Genomic DNA, 24643 nt, shown 5'->3' with positions numbered 1-24643 from the left:
ACTTAAGAAGGGGAGATTATATTGATTAAGATAGGGATTATTATAAATCCTATAGCCGGCATGGGAGGAATAGTTGGATTAAAGGGAACTGATGGAGAAGAAACCTTAAAAAAAGCAATAAAACTAGGCTCTACTCCAAAATCAGAAAGTATGGCAAAAAAAGCATTAGAAGGGCTTTTACCTCTAAAAAAAGATATTATAATAGTTACAGCTAATTCAAATATGGGAGAAAATATTGCTAGAGACTTAGGGTTTGAAGTGAAGGTAGTGTACAAAAGAGACTCTGATACTACAACTAGTTTTGATACAAAATCAGCCTGTAGAGAAATGATAAAAGAAAATTTAGACTTATTATTATTCTCGGGTGGAGATGGTACTGCTAGGGATATAAGTAGTGAAATAGGTCTGAATGTTGTATGCATAGGTATACCGGCGGGTGTGAAAATACACTCACCGGTATATGCAATAAGTCCTAAGTGTGCAGGGCAGATAGCTTTTAAATATATTACTGGTGATATTAAACATATAAATGAACAGGAAGTTGTTGATATAGACGAAGATAAATATAGAAAAGGTAAAGTTTACACAAGGCTATACGGATACTTAAAAGTTCCGAAAGAAACAGTGTTATTACAAAATAGAAAAGCTCCCACACCTTTAGATGAAGAAAGTGCACAAAGGGCAATAGGACTTTATATTGTTGATAATATGCAGAATGATGTAGCGTACATTATAGGACCAGGAACTACTACAAGAGCAATAATGGATATTTTAAGTATAGAAAATACACTATTAGGTGTTGATATTGTAATTAATAAAAAAATATACAAACTTGATGCTAATTGTGAAGACATATTAAATGTAGTAAGGAACCAAAAGTCTAAATTAGTTGTAACACCTACTGGAGCACAAGGTTATTTATTTGGTAGAGGGAATCAACAAATAAGCGCAGAAGTAATTAGATATGTAGGTAAGGAGAATATTTTACCTATTCTTACAAAGCAAAAACTACTGAATCTAAAATTTAAGCCTTTATATGTTGATACTTTTGATGATGAAGTAAATAAAATGTTAAATGGATATATGAAAATTATAGTAGGTTACAAGGAGCAAATAATGTATGCTATAAAAAGTTATTAATAATAACTCTCTCTAATAACAAAAGAAATAAATAAAAAATTAGGGAGGTACAAACAATGGAAGGTAATTTTGGTATATGGGCTTTATTACCAGCAATAGTTGCAATATTGATGTGCTTCAAAAGTAAAATGGTAATACCATCTTTGTTTGCAGGTGTACTTACAGCAGGGTTAATAATGTTTAAAGGAAATGTATTTATGGCAACATCATTTTCCCTTGAAACTGTAGTAAATCAGTTAACTGACCCAGATAATGCAAAACTAATTTTATTTACAATGTTCATGGGAGTGGGTATATCATTTATATGGAAGTTATCAGGGAGTAAGGCTTTATCTATGTGGGCAAGGCAAAAAATAAAGAATAGAAAGTATGTTGGTATTGGGGCATGGTTATTAGGTATGTGTATAAGTGTAAATGACTGTCTAATAGCAGCTATAGACGGAAATGTTTTTAGAGATATTGCTAAAGAACACAAAATATCTTCTGAAAAATTCTCTTATATATTAGACTCTACAGCTGCACCTTCAGCATCACTTTTTATATCTGACTGGATTGCATTCCAAATAGGTATGATAAGTCAAGGATTACTAGCTGCAGGGCTACTGACTGTTACACCAATGCAAGCATATATAAGTAGTATACCTTACAACATGTATAGTATATTTACATTAGCATTTGTTGGTATGATAGTAATAACAGGATTAGACTATGGACCAATGCTAAAAGCAGAAAATAGAGCTAAAAAAACTGGCAAATTCTGTTCTGATGAGGCACAACCAATGTTAGATGTAGCTTCAGAACTTGGAGAGCCAAAAGATGTTAAACCGAGAATATTAACTTTTATAATACCTTTCATTGCTATGTTAGGAACAACTATATTTGGATTTATATATACAGGTAGCGAAGGCGTAGGATTTATGGGAATTCTTGAAAATGCAGATGCCATAACGTCTTTATTATGGGGATCATTTGCAATGGCTATAAGTAGTGTAGTTTTAGCATTAGGATACAAAATAATGACTTTTAAAGAAACTATGGATACTTTTATTGATGGTATGAAGCTTATGACATTGACAGCAGCTATATTATTAATGGCATGGTCACTAGGAGAGGTAACAAAGCAAATGGGTCTGGCAGCATTCTTAGTAAGTGTACTTGGTGATTCCATACCAGCTTGGATATTACCGATTAGTATATTTGTTTTAGGTATGGTAGTTTCTTTTGCTACAGGTACTTCATGGGGTACTATGGCAATAGTAACTCCAATAGCAATACCACTAGTATATCAAGTAACGGGAGATGCTGCATTGGCAATGGCAGTACCTGGAATGGCTTTGTCGGGAGCTGTATTTGGGGATCATTGTTCACCAATTTCAGATACAACTGTGATGGCTTCCATATTTGCAGGGGCAGACCATATTGACCATGTAAGGACCCAAATTCCTTACGGTTTAACTGTTGCAAGTGTAGTATTTTTAATGTTGCTTCTTATAGGTATTTTTAAATTGCCTCCATATATATTCTTGCCACTTGGAATATTTATCTTATTGGTGATTGTTTTAACTATGAATAAGATAAATTCAAAAAAAATAAAATTAGAAGAGGCTGAAGAATAAATTAATATAATTAGACGATTCTTATTAATATTTTATTAATAGCATAGAGATCAATTCCTTTTATGGTTTTGTGTTCAACTCTATGCTCTTTTTTTGTGAAAAAGTTAGAAAAAATACTAAAAATACAAATAAAGAATTAACAATGTGGTATAATTTGGAATAAACAACAGGTTATTTAATAACTATCAGGGGGAGAGGTTATTAAATATTTAGGGCAAAAGGGGTGTGCACTATGAACAATTTTATATCACTAAGAATACTTGATAAATTTAGTTTTTTATATAAAAAACTAGGTGTTGATTATTATGACATGAGATTAATATTAAAAACTAAGTTAACTATAGATTCAAGGGAGAGTAATAATTTATTAAATAAAAGTAAATTTAATGAAATCTCATCTCATTTTAAATTAGTTCAAATAATATACGCAATTATTGCATTTGCTATGATGACAATCATGATAAATGGCGAAAATACTTTTATTTCAATGGTTATCTACTTTTCGATACTTATGTCTTTTATGCTTACAATATTTATGTCTGATTTTTCATCTGTAATATTAGATGTTAAGGATAATGAGATTTTAGCTACTAGAGGAATAAGTTCAAAAACATTAAGTGCTTCTAAAATAACTCATATTATGATTTATATGATAAGAATAAGTTTATCTTTAAGTGGATTTTCACTAGTCGCATCCATAAAATATGGACCAACATTTTTATTGGTATTTTTTATAGAAATATTACTTGTGAATATTTTTATAATAGTTTTATCAGGATTAATTTATATGCTAGCTTTAAAGCTATTTGATGGAGAGAAGCTTAAAGATGTAATTAGTATTATACAAATAGGTATGACTATATTATTTAGTGGTGCTTATTTTATTATTATGAATATGACTGATAAAGTAAATTTACTTGAAAGTATTAATATAGGATATATAAGTTATTTCCTACCGCCTTTTTGGTTTGCAGCTCCACTTGAAATAATAGTAAGTGGTAATAAAAATGAAAGTTTATTAATCTTAGCTTTTTTAGCTTTGGTTATTCCTATAGCATCTATTTTAATTTATATGAAATTTTCACCGATGTTTGAAAGAAAGCTTATAAAGCTTAACAATGAGAGTTATAGTAAACGTAAAAATGAATACAAAAGAAAATATAAAACAAAAATGAAATTTAGTAAGGTTATCTGTAAGGATAAAGAAGAAAGAATATTTTTTGATTTCATTTCTAAGATAATAAGAAATGATAGAGATTTTAGATATAGAATATACCCGGCTATTGGAAATTACTGTACATTTCCTATATTTATGATATTTAATAAAAATGAAAAATTCTTTAATCCATATATGTATCTATTTTTATATTTCTGCTTAATGATAATTCCAACAGTAATGATATCACTAAAATATTCTAAAGATTATGAGGCATCATATATATACCAAACAATAAATATAAAAAATAAAATGGCTGTACATAAGGCAGCTATTAAAGCTTGCCTAATTAATGTAATAATTCCCCTTTACTTAATTTCGTCTATAATCTTTGTTTATTTCTATAAATTTAAGATAATTAAACACTTGATAGTTATATTTTTAGTTTTAGTATTTATAACTATAATTACTTTTAAGGTACTAGATAAAAGTATGCCATTTTCTTGTCAAATCAATATGCTAAAGAAAAATTGGGCAATAGCAGAAAACTATTTGATGATTATTTTGGTATTTATTATGGGATTAATTCACTTTGTTATTTCTATTATTAATTCTTTAGCAGTTAATATGTATATTATCGTTCTATTAACGACAAATATAATTTTATTTAGATCAACTTTTAAAATAAAAAATAATAAGAAGGCACAATAAGATAATAAGCAAATTTAAAATATAGAAGTTCGAAAAGATAACGAAAATACAAATGAAATATTAACAATGTGGTATGATTTGGAATAAACAACATATTTTTAATAAAAAAAGTAGGGGTATACTGATTGGCATACTCCTACTTTTGAGCTTCTTACTTTATTTAATTATTACCCTTGCCTTTATCTTTGTTATCGCTATTGCTGTTGTTGATTTTATCCTTGTTATCGCTATTGCTGTTGTTGACCTTATCTTTGTTATCGCTATTGCTGTTGTTGATTTTATCCTTGTTATAGCCATTGCTGTTGTTGACATTATCTTTGTTATCGCTATCGCTGTTGTTGATTTTATCCTTGTTATCGTTGTTACTGTTGTTGATTTTATCCTTGTTATCGCTATTGCTGTTGTTGACATTATCTTTATTATCGTTGTTACTGTTGTTGCCTTTATCCTTGTTATCGCTATTGCTGTTGTTGACATTATCTTTGTTATCGTTGTTGTTGTTGTTGATTTTATCCTTGCTATCGCTATTACTGTTGTTGACATTATTATTATCTATATTGTTTACATCGCCGTTGTCGGTATTGTTTAAGTCTTTTTTATCTTTGTTATTTTTAGCTTCGTGATCAGTATTATTTTTTATAGCTAGCATTATATCTTTGACACTTGAATCTTTATATTGTTCTAAAGTAGCAGTTGGGTCGACAGCTTGAAGTTTTTTTATAAGGTTAAGTTTTCCAGGAGTAATACCTAATGTTTTTGCTTCTTCACGTCTAGCAAGAGCAACATTATCTTTCTGGACAACCGCTGTTATATCATCTTCCTTCAAAGCTTCATTTACTCCGATTTCTGCATCAGCTTCAAGTTTAGTTGCAGTATTTGAATTATCTGTTTCAGATGTAAGAGAAATAACTGTTGAACCATCTTTCTCTATGAAACCATTCTTAATAGCGGATAAAACCAAAGTGTTAATAGCCTCTTTAACATCAGAGCCTTTCACATTTATTCCATTTAATATTTTTTTACCATCATTATTATATCCCTCAGCTTTTACAACTTTACCCAATGTGTTTACTCCTATTTCAACGCTTGGATTAATGTCTAAGCTTAAATATGAGGCAGGTGTTTTGGTGTAAGTGTATGCCACACTACTTCCACCGATTAATAGAACCATCAAACAAGTAATTATTACGAATCTCTTATTCATAAGTATTAGCCCCCAGTTTACAAATTTATTAGATTTAGATTTTTGATTTTTGGCAGTAAATCTTTTAGATATGCTTTCAGACTTACTTGCTATTATTATCGGTTTAATTTATAGATACTTAATCAAATATTATAAAATTTTTTAAGTAAACCCATTTAGAATTGTACTTAACTTTTACTTTATAAAATTGAGTGATAATTTTTATTAGAGCATTATTTTAACTGATTTATTACCACATACATATTTTTTACCAGTATTTGAAAAAAGCTTCAAAAACTTAATAATGAAAGTTGTAGTAAACATAAAAAAATAATAACAAGGCACAATAAGATAATAAGCAAATTTAAAATTTGAAGTAAATATTATTTTGGAGGATTTTTATGACGTGTAAGTGGAGTTTAAGGGAAGACGAAAGTGCTTGCTGTAAATATGAAGCTGATTCTTCAGGTTATTGTTTATTTCATAAGCAAAGTAAAAATAACGAAGAAAATCAAAAGTTTATTAAAAGTATAAAAGAAAATAAAATAAGTGATTTTAGAGGATTTATCTTTGAAGAAGAATTTAATATAAATGAAGTTATAGATTATGAATATGAAAAACTTAACTTTAGTGATTCCATATTTAAAAAGAAAGCAATTTTTAGTGGGCATGAGTTTAGAGGAGAAGTAAATTTTAATAATGTTAAATTTGAAAATTGTGTTACTTTTGTTAATAGTAGATTCTTAGGAAACTGCAATTTTTATAAAACATCTTTTAATAAGAGGTGTATTAATGAAAAGATATTTGAGAAAGTAAAATTTAAAGGTCAAAATCTTGTAATTAATAATGTAGAAAATCTTCCTAGGATGGATGGAATACTATTTAGTGGCGTAACTAAGTTTATCTTAAGAGATATAGAATACCAAAGAGATGATTATTTATATGGAAAGATTAATTATAGAATAGCTAGAAATCAAGCTCATAAAATAGGAGACCATGAAAGAATAGGTTTTTACTATTATAAAGAAAGAGCTTATGGAAGCTATATAATGAAGGCAAGTGATTATCCGACTAATAGTGAGTATGTTTGTGCAAAGTTTTTTGATAGATTATCAAAGTACGCTATTGGTTATGGAGAGAGGCCGTGGAATATATTATTTATTACTATTTTGATTATTAGTGTGTTTGCACTTTTATATATGTTTAGTGGAATAAGAACACTAGATTATAAAATAATAGGAGTAGATATTGGTAATATTAGAAGCTATTCTTTTAAAGAAATAATAAGTTCATATGTAGACTTGTGGTATTTTAGTATGATTACTTTTAGTACTGTAGGATATGGAGATATGATAGCTACAACCATGATTTCAAAAATATTAGTAACTATAGAAGTTTTCTTTGGAGTGACCATTGGAGCCACTTGGGCATCAGTTGTTATTAAAAGAATGATAAGGTAGTTAATAATTACTAGATATAAAATTCACTAATTAAGGAAAAAATTAATATATACTTATTAATCCAAGAAGGTGATATCTTTGAAAAAAGGGAAACAAAAGCTAATAGTACTTTCTATCATCCTAAGTTTTATAGTCCCAAATGCAGCTTATGCACAGCCAAAGGATGTAGATAAGTTCTCAAAATCATCAATACTTATTGACCAAGAAACTAACAGAGTATTGTTTGAAAAAGAACCAGATGCAAAAAGACCACTAGCAAGTCTTAGTAAAATGATGACATTCTTACTAGCTATAGAAGCTATCGAAAATAATGAAGTAAAAAAAGACGATATAATAGAAATCGATGCAGCTATAGCTAAAGTAAGAGGATCAAGCTACCACTTAAAGGTAGGAGAAAAGATTCCTCTACAAGAATTAATGAAAGGTCTTATGATAGTATCTGGTAATGATGCTGCAATAGCAATAGCGAGACACATAAGTAAAGATGAAAAGGTGTTTGTAGAAAGGATGAACAAAAAGGCTAAAGAAATAGGAATGGTAAATACTCACTTTGTAAATCCTCATGGACTTCCTATTTATGACTTAAGTAATCCTAAAGCGCCACCAAAAGAAAACATATCTAGCGCAAGAGACATAGCTACTCTTGGTAAGTATATGTTTGATAATTATGAAAAACAAGTTAAAGCTGTTACTGACATGCAACATTATAGTTATCCAGAAAGAGGCTTTGCAAAAAATAATACCAATGCACTTTTATCTATATATCCTGAGGTAGATGGTATAAAAACAGGATACACTGGTAATGCGGGTTATTGTTTGTCTTTTTCTATGTTAATTCCTAAAGATGTAAACAACGATAAAGAGCATAGAATAATTGGTGTAGTACTTGGGACAAACCATAAAGACAAAAGAATATCTGCGTCAACATCGATGCTTAACTATGGAAGAAATAACTTCTTTATAAAGAAAGTAATGGATGATGACAAATTAATAGGTAAAAGATATATTAAAGGCCTTGAAGAATTAGAAGTAGTATTAAAAGCAGAAGATGAACTTTATGCAATAATTGGAAAAGAAGAAAACTTACATTCTCAAATGACCTTTAAGGAAGTAACATACCCTGTTAAAAAAGGTGATGTACTTGGCGTAATAAAATATTACACAGAAAGTGGAGAAGTACTTGGCAGTGTTGATATAATAAGTGATAATGATGTAGACAATGCACCATTAAAAACTAAAATAAAAATGATTTTCGCTGATTAAAACAATAAAAAAGTGAATATAATGTAGAAGAAAAAAGAAAAAAATTATTTACCTCAAAAAATGTTGTATTTTATATAACCCTATGATATACTACTAGAGGTGAAAAACACAAAATAAAAAATATCACACACAGCACTGGGATCCTTAAAAGGTGCCCGTATGGAGGTTTTTTAGGGAGATGATCAGGCTGGAGGTATAAAACCAAGGAGGTACAGCAATGTCAGTAATATCAATGAAACAATTATTAGAAGCTGGTGTTCACTTCGGACATCAAACAAGAAGATGGAACCCTAAGATGGCTCAATACATCTTCACAGAAAGAAACGGAATATACATCATAGACTTACAAAAGACTGTGAAGAAAGTTGAAGAAGCTTACAGATTCACTAAAGAAATAGCTGAAACTGGAAAGCCAATATTATTCGTAGGAACTAAGAAGCAAGCTCAAGAAGCTATAAAAGAAGAAGCTGAAAGATGTGGAATGTTCTACGTTAACGAAAGATGGTTAGGTGGAATGTTAACAAACCACAAGACTATCCAAACAAGAATAAAGAAATTAAGAGAATTAGAAAAGATGGAAGCTGAAGGAGTATTCAACGTACTTCCTAAGAAAGAAGTTATAAAGTTAAGAGCTGAAAAAGAAAAGCTAGAAAAATACTTAGGTGGAATAAAGGATATGCCTGAATTACCAGGAGCTATATTCGTTGTAGACCCAAGAAAAGAAAACATAGCTATACAAGAAGCTCACAGATTAGGAATCCCTGTAATAGGAATAGTTGATACTAACTGTGACCCTGAGCAATTAGATCTTGCTATACCAGGTAACGATGATGCTATAAGAGCAGTTAAATTAATAACTGGTGCTATGGCAACAGCTGTTATAGAAGGTAGACAAGGTGCTGAGGAAGAAGTAGCAGCTGAAGAAGCTCAAGAGCAAGAATAATAACAACTGAATGGTAAGGGGCTTCCCTTACCATTATTAATACATAGGAGGATACTAAAATGGCTATAACTGCACAAATGGTTAAAGAGTTAAGAGAAAGTACTGGCGCTGGAATGATGGACTGTAAAAAAGCTTTACAAGAAGCTGAAGGAAACATGGACAGAGCTGTTGATATATTAAGAGAAAAAGGTTTATCTAAAGCTGCTAAGAAAGCTGACAGAGTTGCTGCTGAAGGTTTAGTTGCTATAGAAATGAACGCTGACAACACTGCTGCTGCATTAGTAGAAGTAAACTCAGAAACAGATTTCGTTGCTAAGAACGAAGATTTCAAGACATTCGTTAAGGATGCTGTAGCAATGGCTTTAGCTACTGAAAAAACTGAAATAGCTGACTTATTAGCTGAAACTCACAAAGATGGAAAAGCTTTAAGTGACGTATTAAACGATAGAATAGCTACTATAGGAGAAAAGTTAGACGTAAGAAGATTTGCTAAGTTAACTACTGAAGGACAAATAGCTGGATACATCCACGGTGGAGGTAGAATAGGTGTTCTTGTTGAAATGTTAACAGATGCTAAAGATGCTGAAGTTTTAGCTATGGGTAAAGATATAGCTATGCAAGTTGCTGCTATGAATCCTAAGTACGTTTCTAGAGATGAAGTAGATGCTGAGTACATAGCTCACGAAACTGAAATATTAACTCAACAAGCTTTAAACGAAGGAAAGCCTGCTAACATAGTAGAAAAAATGATAAAAGGTAGACTTGAAAAGCAATTAAAAGAAGTTTGCTTATTAGAACAACCTTTCGTTAAGAACCCTGACTTTACTGTAAAAGGTTTAGTTGCTGACATGGCTAAAAAAGTTGGTTCAGACATAAAAATAGCTAGAGTTGTAAGATTCGAAGTTGGTGAAGGTATCGAAAAGAAAGAAGAAAACTTTGCAGAAGAGGTTGCTAAGCAACTTAAGTAATAAACCAAAAGAGAACACTCGCGTGTTCTCTTTTTTAGAAAGTAGGAAAAAAGGATAATTTATCTAGACGATAAATTATTTTTTGCTGAAAAGATATAGTAAAATTAATAGATATTTAATTTTCTGTAAATAATTAATATAGTAGATAATATATAGTTTAACAGGAGGGTTTCATGAATAAGCCAATGTACAAAAGAGTATTATTAAAACTTAGCGGAGAAGCATTATCAGGAGACAAAGGATTCGGTATAAATAATGATGTTGTAAATGAAATTGCTGTTGCTATAAAAGAAATACAAGAGTTAGGTGTTGAAGTAGCTGTAGTTGTAGGTGGTGGTAACTTCTGGAGAGGAAGAACATCAGAAGGTATGGATAGAACTACTGCTGACTACATAGGAATGTTAGCTACAGTAATGAATGCTATGGCGCTGCAAGATGCATTAGAAAACATGGAAGTTGCTACTAGAGTTCAAACAGCAATAGAAATGAGACAAATAGCAGAGCCTTACATAAGAAGAAGAGCAGTAAGACACCTAGAAAAAGAAAGAGTTGTTATATTTGGTGCAGGAACTGGAAATCCTTACTTCTCAACTGACACAGCAGCTGCACTTCGTGCTGCAGAAATGGAATCTGAAGTTATATTATTAGCTAAAAATGTTGATGCTGTATATGACAAAGATCCAAAAGTACATGATGATGCTGTTAAATTTGATGAATTAAGCTACATAGAAGTATTACAAAAGGGTCTTAAAGTTATGGACTCAACAGCTACTTCATTATGTATGGATAACCAAATACCTATACACGTATTTGAATTATCTACAGAGAACATAATAAAGGCTGTTGCTGGAGAAAAAATAGGTACAATTGTTAAATAATATAGTAATATAATATTAGTGAGATAAATAAAAATATAGTGAATACCAAAGGAGGAATAACACATGAAAGCTGTGCAAAAAGAATTACAAGCAAAAATGGAAAAAACAATAGAAGCATTAAAGCATGAATACACTACAATAAGAACAGGAAGAGCTAATGCTCAAATGTTAGACAAGGTAAGAGTTGACTACTACGGAACTCCAACTCCAGTAAGTCAAGTTGGTGCTATATCTGTTCCAGAACCAAGAACATTAATGATAAGCCCATGGGATAAGTCTGCTATGACTGAAATAGAAAAAGCTATAAGAAACTCTGACTTAGGATTAAACCCAACTAACGATGGTAACGTTATAAGAATATCAGTACCTGCTTTAACAGAAGAAAGAAGAAAAGAGTTAGCTAAGAGAGCTTACAAGGTTGCAGAAGAATTCAAAGTAAGACTTAGAAATGAAAGAAGAGACGCTAACGATAAGTTAAAGAAATTAGAAAAAGATGGCGAAATAACTAAAGATGAATTAAAGAAGGCTGAAGAAGAAGTTCAAAAGACAACAGATAAGTTCGTTAAAGAAATAGATGCTTTAGCTAATGCTAAAGAACAAGATATAATGGCGGTATAATATTGGAAAAATATTATAACCTATTAGGCCTTCATTTAGATGCGGTTAAAGAGCATTTTGATAACAATAAGATAAATTACACTGTTACTACTATTCAAGGGAGAAAAGACCAAGATAAGTTAATAATTCCTAGAGTTATTAATATATCTGACCGTGATAATGGTGTGGAATTAGTAGTGACATATTTTTCTGACTCCTTAAAATAAGGGGTCAGATTTGACTCTGGAGGCGAGAGATGAACTTAGAGCATATACCTACTCATATAGCTATAATTATGGACGGTAATGGGAGATGGGCAAAGAAAAGATTTCTTCCAAGGACTGCTGGACATAAGGCAGGAGTAGAAACTATAAGACAAATTGTTAAAGAGTGTTCAAAATTAGGTGTTAAGCATTTGACTTTATATGCTTTCTCTACAGAAAACTGGAAGAGACCTAAACTTGAAGTAGATACTCTTATGAACTTATTATCTACATATTTAAAAAATGAAATATCTGAATTACATAAGAATAATGTCAAAGTGACTGCTATAGGTCAAATTGAAGATTTACCAAAGGTGTGTCAATCAGAATTAGACAAAGCTATGGACTTAACAAAAGATAATACTGGCGTTAATCTAAATCTGGCACTGAACTATGGAAGTAGAGCAGATATAAAAAATAGTGTAATAGATATAGTAAAAGCTTGCAAAAGTGGTAAAATAAATATAGAAGACATCACTGAAGATACTATAAAAGACTATTTAAGCACTAAGTCAATACCAGACCCTGATCTAATAATTAGAACTAGTGGAGAGGAAAGATTAAGTAACTTCTTAATGTGGGAAGCTGCATATTCTGAGTTTTACTTCACTGATATACACTGGCCAGAATTTAACAAAGAAGAGTTAAGAAAGGCTATAAGTGTATATCAAAGTAGAGATAGAAGGTTTGGGGGACTTAAGTAAGGAGAATATATTATGCTTACAAGAATTATTGCTGCTTTAGCCCTTATTCCTCTGTGTTTATTTGTAGTATATGGGGGAATACCTTTATATTTAGCTCAGATGGCAATAATTGGTATTGCTATTCATGAGTTTTATAATGCTTTTAGAGCGAAAGACATACATCCTATTTTTAGTGTAGGATATATATTTGCAATATACATAGGGATTAAGAATATTATGTCTTTACCGACACAATATACATATGTTGTATTATTTATATTATTTATGATGTGTATTATTGCAATGTTAAGATTGAGAAACAATATTATTGATATTTCAGTAACCTTACTAGGGCTTATCTATGTAGGGATGTTTTTGGATTTTATAGTTTTAACAATAAATAATTTCGAGTTAGGTAAGATTTATGTATGGCTGATATTTATAATATCATTTGCGACAGATACTTTTGCGTACTTTAGTGGTTATTTATTTGGAAGACACAAGCTTATTCCTAGAGTTAGTCCGAAGAAGACTGTTGAGGGTGCTATTGGAGGAGTTTTAGGAAGTGTAGTTTGTTGTGTGGTTTATGGATATTTATTTGGGTTTGATATTTGGCATATGGTGTTGATAGGTGGTATAGGAAGTGTGATTGCTCAGTTTGGGGATCTTTTTGCTTCTTCTATAAAGAGATATGTTGGAATTAAGGATTATGGAAAATTAATACCTGGACATGGGGGTATATTAGATAGATTCGATAGTGTGATACTAGTCTCACCTTTCGTATATTATGCTATTTACTTGTTTATAAAATAAGGCTGATTTCGCTGGAGGCTTCGGTTTAGAAATCTTTGCTTCGGAGGATATAATGAGTTCACTTGCATGCAGACCAAGAACGGGTCTGCAAATGCAAGGTGACTTCATTATATTCCTCCTGCGCAAAGATTTCTAAACCTTCGCCTTCCTAGGCGACAGCCTTATTTTTTTATGCACGAATTGAATAGGGAGGTTGAGCGTTTGAAGGTCAAAGGCGGGTCTGCGAATCAAGGTGACTTCATTATATTCCTCCTGCGCAAAGATTTCTAAATCTTCGCCTTCTTGGGCGATAGGCTTATTTTTGTGTAGATTTAATAAATGAAATTATGTTAAATAGAAATTGTTATATTTTAACATTGTTTTAGCATTTAACAGTTTGTTAATCTGTATTTAAAAAACAGTTAACTTCTATTTAATAAGAACCTAATAAAACTTTATTATTATTAAATTGTAAAGAAACAAAGATATACAAAAATACAAATGAGTAAAATGTATTACAAATGGGGGATTTATTAAAATGAAGATATCAAACAAGGCTAAGAAGTTAACTAGTATGGGTATGCTGACTGCTATGGCAGCTACGAGTATGGCTCCTATGGGGCAGGCTATTGTGGCTTATGCTGAGGAAGATGCAAATTTGGGGCAAGATACACAGTCTAAAGAAAATGCTGGTGTGAAGCCTTTAAAGATTGCTGTGGCTTCTGATTTACACTTATTCCCAGAGGATTATGTGGGTAATGAGGGTCCTAATTTCCAAGAGTATGTAAATGGCGATAGAAAGATGCTTAAGGAAAGTAGTAGGATATTAAATTCTACTGTTAAGAGGTTGATAGATTCTGATGCGGATGTTGTTTTAATACCGGGAGATTTAACTAAGGATTCTGAGGTGGAGGCGCATGAGTTGGTGGCTGAGGCTGCTAAATTAATTGAGGCTTCTGGAAAGAAGGTTTTTGTTACTAATGGTAATCATGATATAAATGCACCAGGAGCTGAGAAGTTTGTGGCTGTTTCGGGTGAAGTGGGAGAAGAAGGAAGAGAAGATAGAGTAGAAAAGTTACAAGGAATTATGGCAGATGAATTTGAAGAGTTATATGAAGAGTATGGCTTTAATGATGAAAATACTATAGCTAATGATCCTAATTCTACTTCTTATGTGGCAAAGTTAGCTCCTGGATATAGGTTAGTAGTGATGGATACTGGTATATATGGTGCTAATAAAGAGGATCAAAGTACATCGGGTACTTTAAATAGAGATGGAAGGTTAGATTGGGTACTTAATCAAGTAAAAGAAGCAAAGGCAGCTGGTGATACTATAATAGGTATGAGTCACCATGGTATGGTAGAGCATTTTGATGGACAAGGTGTTGTGTTTGCACCATATTTAGTAGAAGATTATGAAAATGTGTCCAATCTATTAGCTGATGCAGGTATGGAGTATGTGTTTACTGGTCACTTCCATGCTCAAGATATGGCTGTTAAGACTACTGATAGCGGAAACACTATTATGGATATAATGACTGGTTCTTCAGTAAGTTATCCATCACCAATAAGATATGTTGAAATAGATAAGGAAACAGGAAAGATACATATTGAAAGTGAAAGAATTAAGTCTATAGATGGTGTACCTAACTTTGAAGACTACAGTGAAAAAGCTATGAGAGATGGAGTTCCAGGTATGGTTTCATCTTTATTAGAAGGAATATTAGTAGACCTTATTGATGGTGTATTACCTGAAGATGCAAGTCCGGAGATGGTTGCAACTTATAACATGGCTAAGGAATATATGACCCAGATAATAGATGACAATATAGATGAAATAAGAGCGGAGGCAGAAAGCTATCTAGATGATACAAGTGAGGAATCTAAAGATTATCAAGAAGAGATAATAGATGAATCTAAAAATGAACTAGAAGATTATCAAGAAGAAATAATAGATGAAAATCAAGCTTCGACTAGAGATGTAGATATAATACCTGGAATCTTAAAGAAGAGCCAAGTAATAAAATACATAAAAGCTGTGTGTGAAGATTTAAAAACTGTTGAAATAGATACGACTATAGGGGAAAACTATAAGTTTATGGATGCTATAGAGCATTGTTTAATGGAAGTATATGCTGGTGATGAAAATTACTCGGATGCTATGAAGACTCTATACAATGAATTAAAAAATACTCCGGCAGTTCAAGATGCATTAATTAAGGTATTAGATGATAATAAGGGCGAAATAGGATTATTAGGAAAAATACCAGTTGTAGATCTTGATGGAGATGGTAAAAAAGACATAATAATAAGCAGGGTATTGTTTGATAAATTATTCAATATGGAAATATCTGAAGGAACTACTGTAGGTGGATTAATAGGTGGAGCTTTTGCTGATTTATTAGACGGAATACTTAGTGATGATACACCTGATAACAATGTAGCATACATTGCTGGTAATATAGTGGACTTTGAATTAAGTAAGTTAATAGTAGAGTCTAGTAAAATAGAAAAAGGAAACTATACTACTGCAAGTTATAATAAATTACAAGAACAAATAGCAGCAGCAAAAGAGATAATAACTAATCTTGATGCATCAAAAGAAGAAATAAGCTCTGCATTAACAAGTTTAACTAAGTCTGTAGAAGGATTAGCTGAAAATAGTACAGGCGGTGGTGGAGGTGGAGGATCTGTAACTCCAGACTCAGGAAATAATACAGTATCTAATACTCAATTAATAGGTACAGAAAGATATCAAACAGCAGTAGAAATTTCTAAAGAAGGATGGAATAGTGCTGATACAGTATTTATAGTAAGTGGAGAAGATAAAAATCTTGTTGATGGACTTACTGCAACACCACTTGCAACATCAAAGAATGCTCCAATATTATTAGCTAAAAACAATAGCTTACCAACTGATACTGCTAACGAAATAAAAAGATTAAATGCTTCCAAGGTAATAGTGATCGGAGGAAAGTCTGCAATATCAGAAGATGTAATATCTACTATAAAGGGTATAAAATCGAATATATCTGTAGAAAGGATCGGTGGAGCTACAAGATATGAAACATCTTTAAATATAGCTAAAGAATTAGATAAAACTAATGACGTATCTAAAGTTTATATAGGAGCAGGAGATGGTGAAGCGGATTCATTATCTATATCTCCAGTAGCAGGTAGAGAAAAAGCTCCAATATTACTTACTGCTAAAGATGGATTAGATAAAGATACTTTAGAGTTTATAAAAGGTGAAGAGGTAAGTGATGCATATTTCATAGGTGGAGATGCTAAAATATCAAATAGTGTTATAAATCAAGTTAATGAAGTTACTTCAAAAGATGTAACTAATAATAGAATAGCTGGAGAAACTAGACAAGATACTAATGCTAAGATTATAGAAAAGTTCTATACTGCTTCAAGCTTAAATGCAGTGGCAGTTACTAAGCATGATAAGCTGGTAGATGCTTTAAGTGTTGGACCTTTAGCAGCTAAGAAAGATATGCCAGTAGTTTTAGCTACAGATAGTTTATCTACTACTCAAGAAAATATATTAGATAATAAGAAATCATCTAAGCTATATGAAGTAGGCGGAGGAATAAAATCTGCTGTTATAGATAAAATAAAGAGCTTAGTTAAATAGTTTTGGAAATATTATATATAATCATGTCTGGATTATGATATGAAATGTTAGTTATATTTAGAAATCAAATCGGCTAGGTATTTAAAGATTAATAGTAAGGCAAAAAAAGAGCTGTTGTGCGACTAATCCCCGTATTAGTTTACACGACAGCTCTAAAGTTCGTTCATATTTTCCCCTGTTAACCTTGACTATTACCAATTATCTTACAATCTAATTATATCTTTTCTCGGTAAATAAATCAAGAGAAAACGTTTTACTTATTATAATTATTTATATAATTAACCTTACACTTGCCTTTTGTTAGATGGAGCAATAAAAACTTGTAACTCTACGTTGGAGATGAAATTTGTGTGAAAAATTACTATGATGGATACAATAATGGTATAATAAGTAAGTATACTGTAATTTTTGAAAGGAATATGATTATGAAGAAAATATCGATCTTAGGATCTACAGGTTCTGTAGGGAGACAAACTTTAGATGTAGTTAGGGAGAATAAAGATAAGTTTGAAGTAGTAGCAATATCTGCAAATAGCAGTGTGGACTTACTTCTAGAACAAATAAAAGAGTTTAGACCAAAGTATGTAGCTGTATATAATGAAGCTAGTGCTCTTAGACTTAAAGAAATGATACCATCAGATATTAATATAGAGGTTTTATCAGGTATGGAAGGGTTAAAAGCTATATCTTCGCTAGATGAGGTAGATGTACTTTTAACTGCTATAGTTGGTATGATAGGATTACTTCCTACATTATGCGCTATAAGAAAAGGCATTACTATTGCTTTAGCTAACAAAGAAACTTTAGTTACTGCTGGTAGCCTTGTTATGAGTGAGGCTAGAAAATATGGTGTAGATATACTACCAGTTGATAGTGAGCATAGTGCTATTTTCCAATGTTTAAATGGAGAAAAAAATAGAGAAATAGAAAAGCTTATACTTACTGCGTCAGGTGGACCATTTAGGGGTAAAAATAGAGAAGACCTATTACATGTTACAAAAAATGAAGCTTTAAAGCATCCAAACTGGAGCATGGGTAGAAAAATAAGTATAGATTCATCTACGCTTATGAATAAGGGGTTAGAAGTAATAGAAGCTAAGTGGTTATTTGATGTTGATTATACTGATATAGATGTTGTTGTCCATCCACAAAGTATAGTTCATTCAATGGTACAATTTATAGATAGTTCAGTAATAGCTCAAATGGGCTGTCCTGATATGAAGCTACCGATACAATATGCCCTATCTTATCCAGATAGAATAGAAAATAATTTTGAAAGATTAGATTTTTCTAAGTGGAGTACTTTAACTTTTGAAAAGCCTGATTTAGAAACTTTCCCATGCTTAAGACTAGCATATGACTCAATTAAGATGGGTGGAACATACTCGGCAGTGTTAAATGGAGCAAATGAAGTACTAGTAAATGAATTTTTAGAGGATAAAATTGGTTTCTATGACATACCATATTACATAGAGAAAACTTTAGAAGCTCATAGTAGTATTAATGAGCCAACACTAGAAGAAATACTTGAAGCTGACAGATGGAGTAGAGAGTTTATAGAAAGATCTATTAGTAGATAATTAAAAAGAAAATTTTTATAGTAAATAATTTAAAAAGATAATTTTTAGTTTTTGGACATAAAATTTTTGTACATATAATAGATTGGAAATAAGCGATGCTCTTGAGTTACTAGGGTATAGAGTTTATTAAATAATAAGAAGTAGGAAGGTGAAAGTATGACTATAGTAGTTGCTATACTATTATTCGGTGTAATAGTATTTATACATGAACTTGGCCACTTTCTATTTGCAAAAAGGGCAGGAATAAGAATTCATGAGTTTGCAATAGGTATGGGACCTAAAGTATATAGCGTAAAAAAGAAGGAAACTGAGTATTCAGTTAGATTGTTACCACTTGGTGGATTTGTAAGTATGGAAGGGGAAGATGATGAATCTAGTGACCCGAGATCTTTTGGGAAAAAGACTATACTTCAAAGAGCTAGTGTTTTATTTGCAGGACCGTTTTTCAATATAATATTGGCGGCAGTTTTATTGGTACCAGTATTTATGTTTATGGGATCTCCAATAACTACTTTAAATGGAGTGGTAGATAATAGTCCGGCTCAAGCTGCTGGGATTATGGCTGGAGACAAAATAGAAATGATTAACGGAGAAAAAACTAAGTCTTGGGAAGATGTTACTTCTATATTATCAAAATCTGATGGTAAAGAAGTTAAGATTACTATAAACAGAGATGGGCAATTAAAAGATATAAATGTTACTCCTCAAGAGAAAGACGGAAGATTCGTTGTTGGGATTGAACCGACTATGGAAAAAGGATTTTTACCTTCTATAGGTAATGCTGTTACAGGAACTTGGAATATGACTAAGCAGATGGTAGGCTTTGTTGGTCAGTTGATTACTGGTACTGTTCCAGGTGGTGCAGGAAATGCTGTGGCAGGTCCAATAGGTGTGATTAGTATAGTATCTGATGCGGCTAAGACAGGGATAATTAATGTTGTTTACATAGGAGCTGTAATAAGCTTAAACTTAGGTATACTTAATTTACTTCCAATACCAGCACTTGATGGTGGTAGATTACTTTTATTAGGAGTTGAAGCCTTAAGAGGTGGGAAGAAACTTGATCCTAATAAAGAAGGTGCTATCCACATGGCAGGCTTCGCGGCACTTATGGCCCTAATGCTATTTGTGACTTATAAGGATATTCTAAGATTGTTTTAGGAAATAATGCGGTGGGTCGCAAAATCAGCGCTTCGGGGAGGATGATAAGTTTACTGCCATGCAGGCCAGGAGCGGGCCTGCGAATGTTAGTAAACTTATTCATCCTTCCCCTTCGCTGGATTTTGCTCCAGGCGATTATTTCATGGCGCTTAGTATATTGGTGGCGCTGCGTTGGGGAAAAAGAAGTAAAAGAGAAGAAAAGAAAATATATTAAAGAAAATGAATTCAGGAATAAATTAAAGAGAATGAATTAAGAAATAAATTAAAGAAAATATATAAAATAGTAAATTAATAAATTTAAAAAATTAGACAAAATTGAGTTATATAGGATTAAGAAGGTGATATATATGAGTTATGAGAGAAGAATGAGTAGAGAGGTTAGTGTAGGCGATGTAAAAATAGGAGGTAATAATCCTATTAGTATACAGTCTATGACTAATACTGATACAAGGGATGCAGAGGCTACTATTGCACAAATTAAGAGACTTGAAGAGGTTGGTTGTGAGATTGTTAGGGTTGCTGTTCCTGATATGGAGGCTGCTAAGAATTTAGGAAAGATTAAAGAAGGTTCTAATATTCCTGTTATTGCAGATATACATTTTGATTATAGATTGGCTTTAGAGGCTATAGCTCAAGGTGTGGATGGTGTTAGGATAAATCCAGGTAATATTGGTGATATAGAGAGAGTAAGACAAGTTGTTGAGGCTTGTAAGGAAAGAAATCTAAAGATAAGAATAGGTGTTAACGGAGGTTCTTTAGAGAAGGAACTTTTAGAAAAGTATGGTTCTGCTACTGCAGAGGCTCTTGTTGAGAGTGCTTTAGGACATGTTAAGATTCTTGAAGATTTAGATTTTTATAATATAGTTATTTCTCTTAAGTCTTCTGATATATATAAGACTATAGATGCTTACGAACTTATATCTAAGAAGGTTGATTATCCTCTACATATAGGTATAACTGAGTCTGGAAGTGTTAAGAAGGGGACTATTAAGTCTTCTATAGGTGTTGGGGCTATGCTTTTAAAAGGTATAGGTGACACTATAAGAATTTCTTTAACTGGAGATCCTTGTGAAGAGGTTGTGGTTGGTAAGGAGATTCTTAGAAGTTTAGACTTATTAAATGATAAGATAAAGGTTGTATCTTGTCCTACTTGTGGTAGATGCAATATTGACTTAATAAGTGTTGTTAATGAGGTTGAAGAAAAGATTAGCAAGATGGATAAGGATATTACTGTTGCTATTATGGGATGTGCTGTTAATGGTCCTGGTGAAGCTAGAGAAGCTGATATTGGTATAGCTGGAGGTAAAGGTGAAGGCTTACTGTTTAAGAAGGGTCAAGTTGTTAGAAAAATTAAGGGTGATAGCTTAGTTGATGAGTTATTAGCTGAGATAGATAAGTATTAATATAAAGGGGAAGGCATAGCAAGGGAGTTTGCTATGCCTTCTTTGGTATTACATTAGAATTTTGATATTAATATATTAAATATTAATTTAGTTAGGGTACTACACATTTATTATACGGGTAATAGTTTGAGTACTTTATACAAAATTTATAAGATTAATAAATTATCCTCAACTTTTATTGGAGTTAGGATATTTTTTGTATTTTTTCATGGAATTTTTTATAGACTTCTATCATGTATGGCTCGCTGCAGTAGTTTTCTATTTCATCCATTGGTATCCATTTTACTCCGTTGGTTTCATCTTCGTTTACTATTAGTTCTTCATTTTCATCTGCTTCTAGTAGATATGCTACTGATAGATGAAGGTGAGAGGACACGTATTCTCCTCTTTTAATATGTCCATTTACTGTTAGTGAGTCTAGGGATAAGATTTCGTTGCTAACAGGATTTACGTTTACTAGTCCTGTTTCTTCCTTTGCTTCTTTTATTGCGACTTTTAGTAGGTCGCTGTCTCCGTCAGCGTGGCCTCCTGTCCATGACCATGAGTTGTAGATTTTGTGGTAGATCATTAGGACTTTGTCTTTGGTTTTGTTTATTATGTATCCAGAGCTTGTTATGTGGCACAGTGTGTTGTCTCTTGTTAGGATGTTTGGGTATGTAGATATACTGTTTAATATTAGTTCTTTGTCTTTTGCTTCTTGTTCATTGTAGGGTTTGTAGTTTTCTATTTGCTTTATCCAGTTCATAGTTATCTCCTTTTGAAAAATATATATTAATAATCATATCACTTGCACTATAACTTTAGAACTATAATCCGTAAAATAAATATATGAGGTTTCACGAAGGATATCTTGAAAGAAAATTCCATTTTGTGGTAAAATATAAAATTGTTCGGCATACGACAGAACTATATATTACTTTAGCGTTAAAATTATAAATTCTGACAAGAATATACCTAATTCTTAAATTTATTAATAATTTAAAATTGAAACGAATATATGAATATTTTAAAGATTTAAGGTAAATTAATTCAACTAGTTTTGTCGAAAGTACAATATATTAAAGTGAATTTGTTATAATTATATATGGTTAAGAGTAGAAAAAAGGGTTTCGTCAGAATGTAGTTTTTTTAAATATTAAAGATATTAAAAAAGGAAATAAAAAAATACGAACATTAAAGCCTTGTCGATGAATGTCGATACAGTGTAAGGAGGTGTCTAGTTTTGTCGAATGTATATACAAATATGACTAAATATGATATATTTCGTTAGTGCGATTATAAAACTAGAAGAAAAATAAAATATAATTTAAAAAATGGAGGAAAGAATGGAAGAAACAATTGACTTAAGAGAATATTTTGCAATTATAAGGAAGAGAAGTTGGATTATTGGACTTATTGCAGCCATCGCCATAATAGTAAGTGGAACGGTTAGTTTCTTTGTACTTAAGCCTGTATATCAAGCTAATACGACTCTTATAGTAGATACTAATACAGTAGAAGGTACAGATACTATAACGGGGGATCAATTTATGGTTACTCAAAAGCTTGCTGTTACATATGGAGAAATAATAAAATCTAGAACAGTACTTGAGCCAGTTATAGATAAGTTAAGTCTTGATATAACATATGAAGAATTATCAGGAAAAGTATCTGTTTCTCCTGTTAAAGATACACAGATCATAAAAATAAGTGTAGAAGACACAAATCCTAATAGAGCAAGAGATATAGCAAACCAAATACCTAAGGTATTTACTGGAGAAGCAAAGAGAATTACTAAGGCTAATAGTGTTGAAGTAGTTGATAAGGCAATACTTCCAGAAAATCCTATAAAGCCTAATAAAAAGATGAATATAGCTATAGCTGCTGTACTTGGTGTTATGATTGGGCTAGTTGTCGTGTTTATATTAGAATACATGGATAACAAGATAAAGTCACCACAAGATATAGAAAAACATTTAGGATTACCAATACTTGGTGTAATACCAAAAGAAAAATCAGAGTAGGGGGGAGATTAATATGAAACAATTAATAACTTTTAAAACGCCAAAATCTCCTATATCAGAAGCATATAGAGGAATAAGAACAAGTATAGAGTTTTCTAATTTAGACAAAGAGCTAAAAGTAATCAATGTTACTAGTTCTAAGCAAAATGAAGGTAAGACTACAGTAATATCAAACCTTGCAATTACTTTTGCAGGGCTTGATAAAAAGGTACTTATAATAGATGGAGATTTAAGAAATCCAAGTGTTCACAGAGCTTTTGAAAAGAGTAATATACAAGGGCTTACTGATATACTTGTTAATAACAAAAGTTTGTTAGAATGTGTACACAAAACACAAAATGATAACTTACACATATTAGCTTGTGGGCCAATACCACCAAATCCTTCTGAGATATTAGCTTCTAAGAAGATGAGAAGTTTTGTGGAGAGTTTAAGAGATCATTATGATTATATCTTTATAGATGCACCTCCTATAGGGGTAGTAACTGATGCAGGTATCATATCGACTTACTGTGATGGTACTGTGCTTGTGGTTGGATCTAATGAGGCCGATATTGAAATGGTTAAGATTGCTAAAGATAGATTAGATAAGGTAGGAGCCAACATTATAGGTACTATACTTAATAAGTATGAGGCTAGTGGTGGAGCTTATGATTATTATAACTACTACTACCAAGAGGAGACTACTAGTAGAGTAGCTAAAAATAAGAAGAATAAGAAAAGATAGATTAAATATTATATTTGGAGGAAATTGTAGTGGGGCAAAGATTTAGGTTTAATGATGAGATTGATGCTTCCACTATGGCTATTAGTCTAGAAAACATAGAAACAAATAACTCTGTTTTCTATGTGGTAACAAAAAGAATAATAGATATAGTTGGAGCACTAAGTGGACTAATATTATTATCACCATTGTTTTTAATTGTAGCAATATTAATAAAGATTGAAGACCCTAAGGGTAAAGTGTTTTTTGCACAAGAAAGAAATGGTAAGTATCCTAAGACTTTTGATATGTATAAGTTTAGAAGTATGGTTCATAATGCTGAGGAATTATTAGATAGTCTTATGGAAAAAAATGAACAAACTGGTCCTGTGTTTAAGATACAAGATGATCCTAGGATAACAAAAGTAGGTAAGTTTATAAGAAAAACTAGTATAGATGAATTACCTCAGTTAATTAATGTATTAAAGGGAGATATGAGT

Annotated in this window: 22 protein-coding genes; 20 read left to right on the top strand and 2 right to left on the bottom strand. The window is 31.5% G+C overall.

Translation table 11 applies throughout. The features are described from left to right. The first annotated feature begins 21 nt into the window (after positions 1-21). The 3 genes from ACI48P_RS11280 (at position 22) to ACI48P_RS11270 (ending at position 4623) form a co-directional block, all read left to right on the top strand. On the top strand, positions 22-1140 hold the full coding sequence (locus ACI48P_RS11280; protein ID WP_475215739.1) for an ATP-NAD kinase family protein: 1119 nt from the start codon (positions 22-24) through the stop codon (positions 1138-1140). A 56-nt stretch (positions 1141-1196) separates the two neighbouring features. After that, positions 1197-2756 carry a Na+/H+ antiporter NhaC family protein gene (locus tag ACI48P_RS11275; protein WP_475215737.1) on the top strand — a complete coding sequence of 520 codons (1560 nt, stop codon included), beginning with the start codon at positions 1197-1199 and terminating at the stop codon, positions 2754-2756. 232 nt (positions 2757-2988) lie between these two features. After that, positions 2989-4623, top strand: a complete 1635-nt coding sequence (locus ACI48P_RS11270; RefSeq protein WP_475215735.1) for a hypothetical protein — start codon at positions 2989-2991, stop codon at positions 4621-4623. 160 nt (positions 4624-4783) lie between these two features. On the opposite strand, the gene ACI48P_RS11265 is transcribed toward ACI48P_RS11270, so the two are convergent. Next, positions 4784-5827, bottom strand: a complete 1044-nt coding sequence (locus ACI48P_RS11265) for an anti-sigma-I factor RsgI family protein (RefSeq protein WP_475215733.1) — start codon at positions 5825-5827, stop codon at positions 4784-4786. A 380-nt stretch (positions 5828-6207) separates the two neighbouring features. On the opposite strand from ACI48P_RS11265, the gene ACI48P_RS11260 reads away from it, so the two are divergent. The 14 genes from ACI48P_RS11260 to ispG all read left to right on the top strand — a co-directional run bounded on the left by ACI48P_RS11260 (position 6208) and on the right by ispG (position 21437). Next, positions 6208-7266 carry a potassium channel family protein gene (locus ACI48P_RS11260; protein ID WP_475215731.1) on the top strand — a complete coding sequence of 353 codons (1059 nt, stop codon included), beginning with the start codon at positions 6208-6210 and terminating at the stop codon, positions 7264-7266. Between the two features lie 78 nt (positions 7267-7344). Beyond that, positions 7345-8529 (top strand): D-alanyl-D-alanine carboxypeptidase family protein, encoded by a 1185-nt coding sequence (locus ACI48P_RS11255; RefSeq protein ID WP_475215729.1) that lies wholly within the window; start codon positions 7345-7347, stop codon positions 8527-8529. Between the two features lie 217 nt (positions 8530-8746). Beyond that, positions 8747-9472 (top strand): 30S ribosomal protein S2, encoded by a 726-nt coding sequence (gene rpsB, locus ACI48P_RS11250; RefSeq protein WP_475215727.1) that lies wholly within the window; start codon positions 8747-8749, stop codon positions 9470-9472. A 59-nt stretch (positions 9473-9531) separates the two neighbouring features. Then, positions 9532-10440 (top strand): translation elongation factor Ts, encoded by a 909-nt coding sequence (gene tsf, locus ACI48P_RS11245; protein ID WP_475215725.1) that lies wholly within the window; start codon positions 9532-9534, stop codon positions 10438-10440. A gap of 173 nt (positions 10441-10613) precedes the next feature. Then, a complete protein-coding gene (gene pyrH / locus ACI48P_RS11240; protein ID WP_475215723.1) occupies positions 10614-11318 on the top strand; it encodes a UMP kinase in 705 nt (234 codons plus the stop codon). A gap of 63 nt (positions 11319-11381) precedes the next feature. After that, positions 11382-11936 (top strand): ribosome recycling factor, encoded by a 555-nt coding sequence (gene frr / locus ACI48P_RS11235; protein ID WP_475215721.1) that lies wholly within the window; start codon positions 11382-11384, stop codon positions 11934-11936. Between the two features lie 2 nt (positions 11937-11938). Continuing rightward, entirely contained in the window at positions 11939-12142 is a 204-nt protein-coding gene (locus ACI48P_RS11230; RefSeq protein ID WP_475215719.1) for a hypothetical protein, read from the top strand. A 29-nt stretch (positions 12143-12171) separates the two neighbouring features. Then, positions 12172-12882, top strand: coding sequence for an isoprenyl transferase (locus ACI48P_RS11225; protein WP_475215718.1), 711 nt, complete (start codon positions 12172-12174; stop codon positions 12880-12882). A 12-nt stretch (positions 12883-12894) separates the two neighbouring features. After that, on the top strand, positions 12895-13674 hold the full coding sequence (locus tag ACI48P_RS11220; protein ID WP_475215716.1) for a phosphatidate cytidylyltransferase: 780 nt from the start codon (positions 12895-12897) through the stop codon (positions 13672-13674). A 517-nt stretch (positions 13675-14191) separates the two neighbouring features. Then, positions 14192-17293, top strand: a complete 3102-nt coding sequence (locus ACI48P_RS11215; protein WP_475215714.1) for a cell wall-binding repeat-containing protein — start codon at positions 14192-14194, stop codon at positions 17291-17293. Positions 17294-17718: 425 nt separating this feature from the next. After that, entirely contained in the window at positions 17719-18873 is a 1155-nt protein-coding gene (locus ACI48P_RS11210; RefSeq protein ID WP_475216532.1) for a 1-deoxy-D-xylulose-5-phosphate reductoisomerase, read from the top strand. A gap of 156 nt (positions 18874-19029) precedes the next feature. Beyond that, a complete protein-coding gene (gene rseP, locus ACI48P_RS11205; protein ID WP_475215712.1) occupies positions 19030-20034 on the top strand; it encodes an RIP metalloprotease RseP in 1005 nt (334 codons plus the stop codon). A 41-nt stretch (positions 20035-20075) separates the two neighbouring features. Beyond that, positions 20076-20288 (top strand): hypothetical protein, encoded by a 213-nt coding sequence (locus ACI48P_RS11200; RefSeq protein WP_475215710.1) that lies wholly within the window; start codon positions 20076-20078, stop codon positions 20286-20288. A gap of 93 nt (positions 20289-20381) precedes the next feature. After that, positions 20382-21437 (top strand): flavodoxin-dependent (E)-4-hydroxy-3-methylbut-2-enyl-diphosphate synthase, encoded by a 1056-nt coding sequence (gene ispG / locus ACI48P_RS11195; protein ID WP_475215709.1) that lies wholly within the window; start codon positions 20382-20384, stop codon positions 21435-21437. Between the two features lie 184 nt (positions 21438-21621). On the opposite strand, the gene ACI48P_RS11190 is transcribed toward ispG, so the two are convergent. Beyond that, positions 21622-22182, bottom strand: a complete 561-nt coding sequence (locus ACI48P_RS11190; protein ID WP_475215707.1) for an NUDIX hydrolase — start codon at positions 22180-22182, stop codon at positions 21622-21624. Positions 22183-22762: 580 nt separating this feature from the next. Here ACI48P_RS11190 and ACI48P_RS11185 point away from each other — a divergent pair. The 3 genes from ACI48P_RS11185 to ACI48P_RS11175 all read left to right on the top strand — a co-directional run. After that, on the top strand, positions 22763-23440 hold the full coding sequence (locus tag ACI48P_RS11185) for a YveK family protein (protein ID WP_475215706.1): 678 nt from the start codon (positions 22763-22765) through the stop codon (positions 23438-23440). Positions 23441-23453: 13 nt separating this feature from the next. After that, positions 23454-24167 carry a CpsD/CapB family tyrosine-protein kinase gene (locus tag ACI48P_RS11180; RefSeq protein WP_475215704.1) on the top strand — a complete coding sequence of 238 codons (714 nt, stop codon included), beginning with the start codon at positions 23454-23456 and terminating at the stop codon, positions 24165-24167. Positions 24168-24196: 29 nt separating this feature from the next. Then, positions 24197-24643: sugar transferase (locus ACI48P_RS11175; RefSeq protein WP_475215703.1), on the top strand; the 447-nt coding region annotated here is incomplete at its 3' end.

Source organism: Romboutsia sp. LXY-2, assembly GCF_056171995.1.
Note: the sequence above shows the minus strand (reverse complement) of the source record. Positions and strands in the feature narration are given on the sequence as shown.

Excerpts from the sequence above, each read along its gene's own strand:
- ACI48P_RS11185 (WP_475215706.1), top strand. The coding sequence starts at position 22,763 with ATGGAAGAAACAATTGACTTAAGAGAATATTTTGCAATTATAAGGAAG.
- ACI48P_RS11275 (WP_475215737.1), top strand. The coding sequence starts at position 1,197 with ATGGAAGGTAATTTTGGTATATGGGCTTTATTACCAGCAATAGTTGCA.
- ACI48P_RS11260 (WP_475215731.1), top strand. The coding sequence starts at position 6,208 with ATGACGTGTAAGTGGAGTTTAAGGGAAGACGAAAGTGCTTGCTGTAAA.
- ACI48P_RS11225 (WP_475215718.1), top strand. The coding sequence starts at position 12,172 with ATGAACTTAGAGCATATACCTACTCATATAGCTATAATTATGGACGGT.
- ACI48P_RS11180 (WP_475215704.1), top strand. The coding sequence starts at position 23,454 with ATGAAACAATTAATAACTTTTAAAACGCCAAAATCTCCTATATCAGAA.
- ACI48P_RS11200 (WP_475215710.1), top strand. The coding sequence starts at position 20,076 with ATGATAAGTTTACTGCCATGCAGGCCAGGAGCGGGCCTGCGAATGTTA.
- pyrH (WP_475215723.1), top strand. The coding sequence starts at position 10,614 with ATGAATAAGCCAATGTACAAAAGAGTATTATTAAAACTTAGCGGAGAA.
- frr (WP_475215721.1), top strand. The coding sequence starts at position 11,382 with ATGAAAGCTGTGCAAAAAGAATTACAAGCAAAAATGGAAAAAACAATA.
- ACI48P_RS11265 (WP_475215733.1), bottom strand. The coding sequence starts at position 5,827 with ATGAATAAGAGATTCGTAATAATTACTTGTTTGATGGTTCTATTAATC.
- ACI48P_RS11270 (WP_475215735.1), top strand. The coding sequence starts at position 2,989 with ATGAACAATTTTATATCACTAAGAATACTTGATAAATTTAGTTTTTTA.
- ACI48P_RS11190 (WP_475215707.1), bottom strand. The coding sequence starts at position 22,182 with ATGAACTGGATAAAGCAAATAGAAAACTACAAACCCTACAATGAACAA.
- rpsB (WP_475215727.1), top strand. The coding sequence starts at position 8,747 with ATGTCAGTAATATCAATGAAACAATTATTAGAAGCTGGTGTTCACTTC.
- ACI48P_RS11220 (WP_475215716.1), top strand. The coding sequence starts at position 12,895 with ATGCTTACAAGAATTATTGCTGCTTTAGCCCTTATTCCTCTGTGTTTA.
- ispG (WP_475215709.1), top strand. The coding sequence starts at position 20,382 with ATGAGTTATGAGAGAAGAATGAGTAGAGAGGTTAGTGTAGGCGATGTA.
- rseP (WP_475215712.1), top strand. The coding sequence starts at position 19,030 with ATGACTATAGTAGTTGCTATACTATTATTCGGTGTAATAGTATTTATA.
- tsf (WP_475215725.1), top strand. The coding sequence starts at position 9,532 with ATGGCTATAACTGCACAAATGGTTAAAGAGTTAAGAGAAAGTACTGGC.
- ACI48P_RS11210 (WP_475216532.1), top strand. The coding sequence starts at position 17,719 with ATGAAGAAAATATCGATCTTAGGATCTACAGGTTCTGTAGGGAGACAA.
- ACI48P_RS11215 (WP_475215714.1), top strand. The coding sequence starts at position 14,192 with ATGAAGATATCAAACAAGGCTAAGAAGTTAACTAGTATGGGTATGCTG.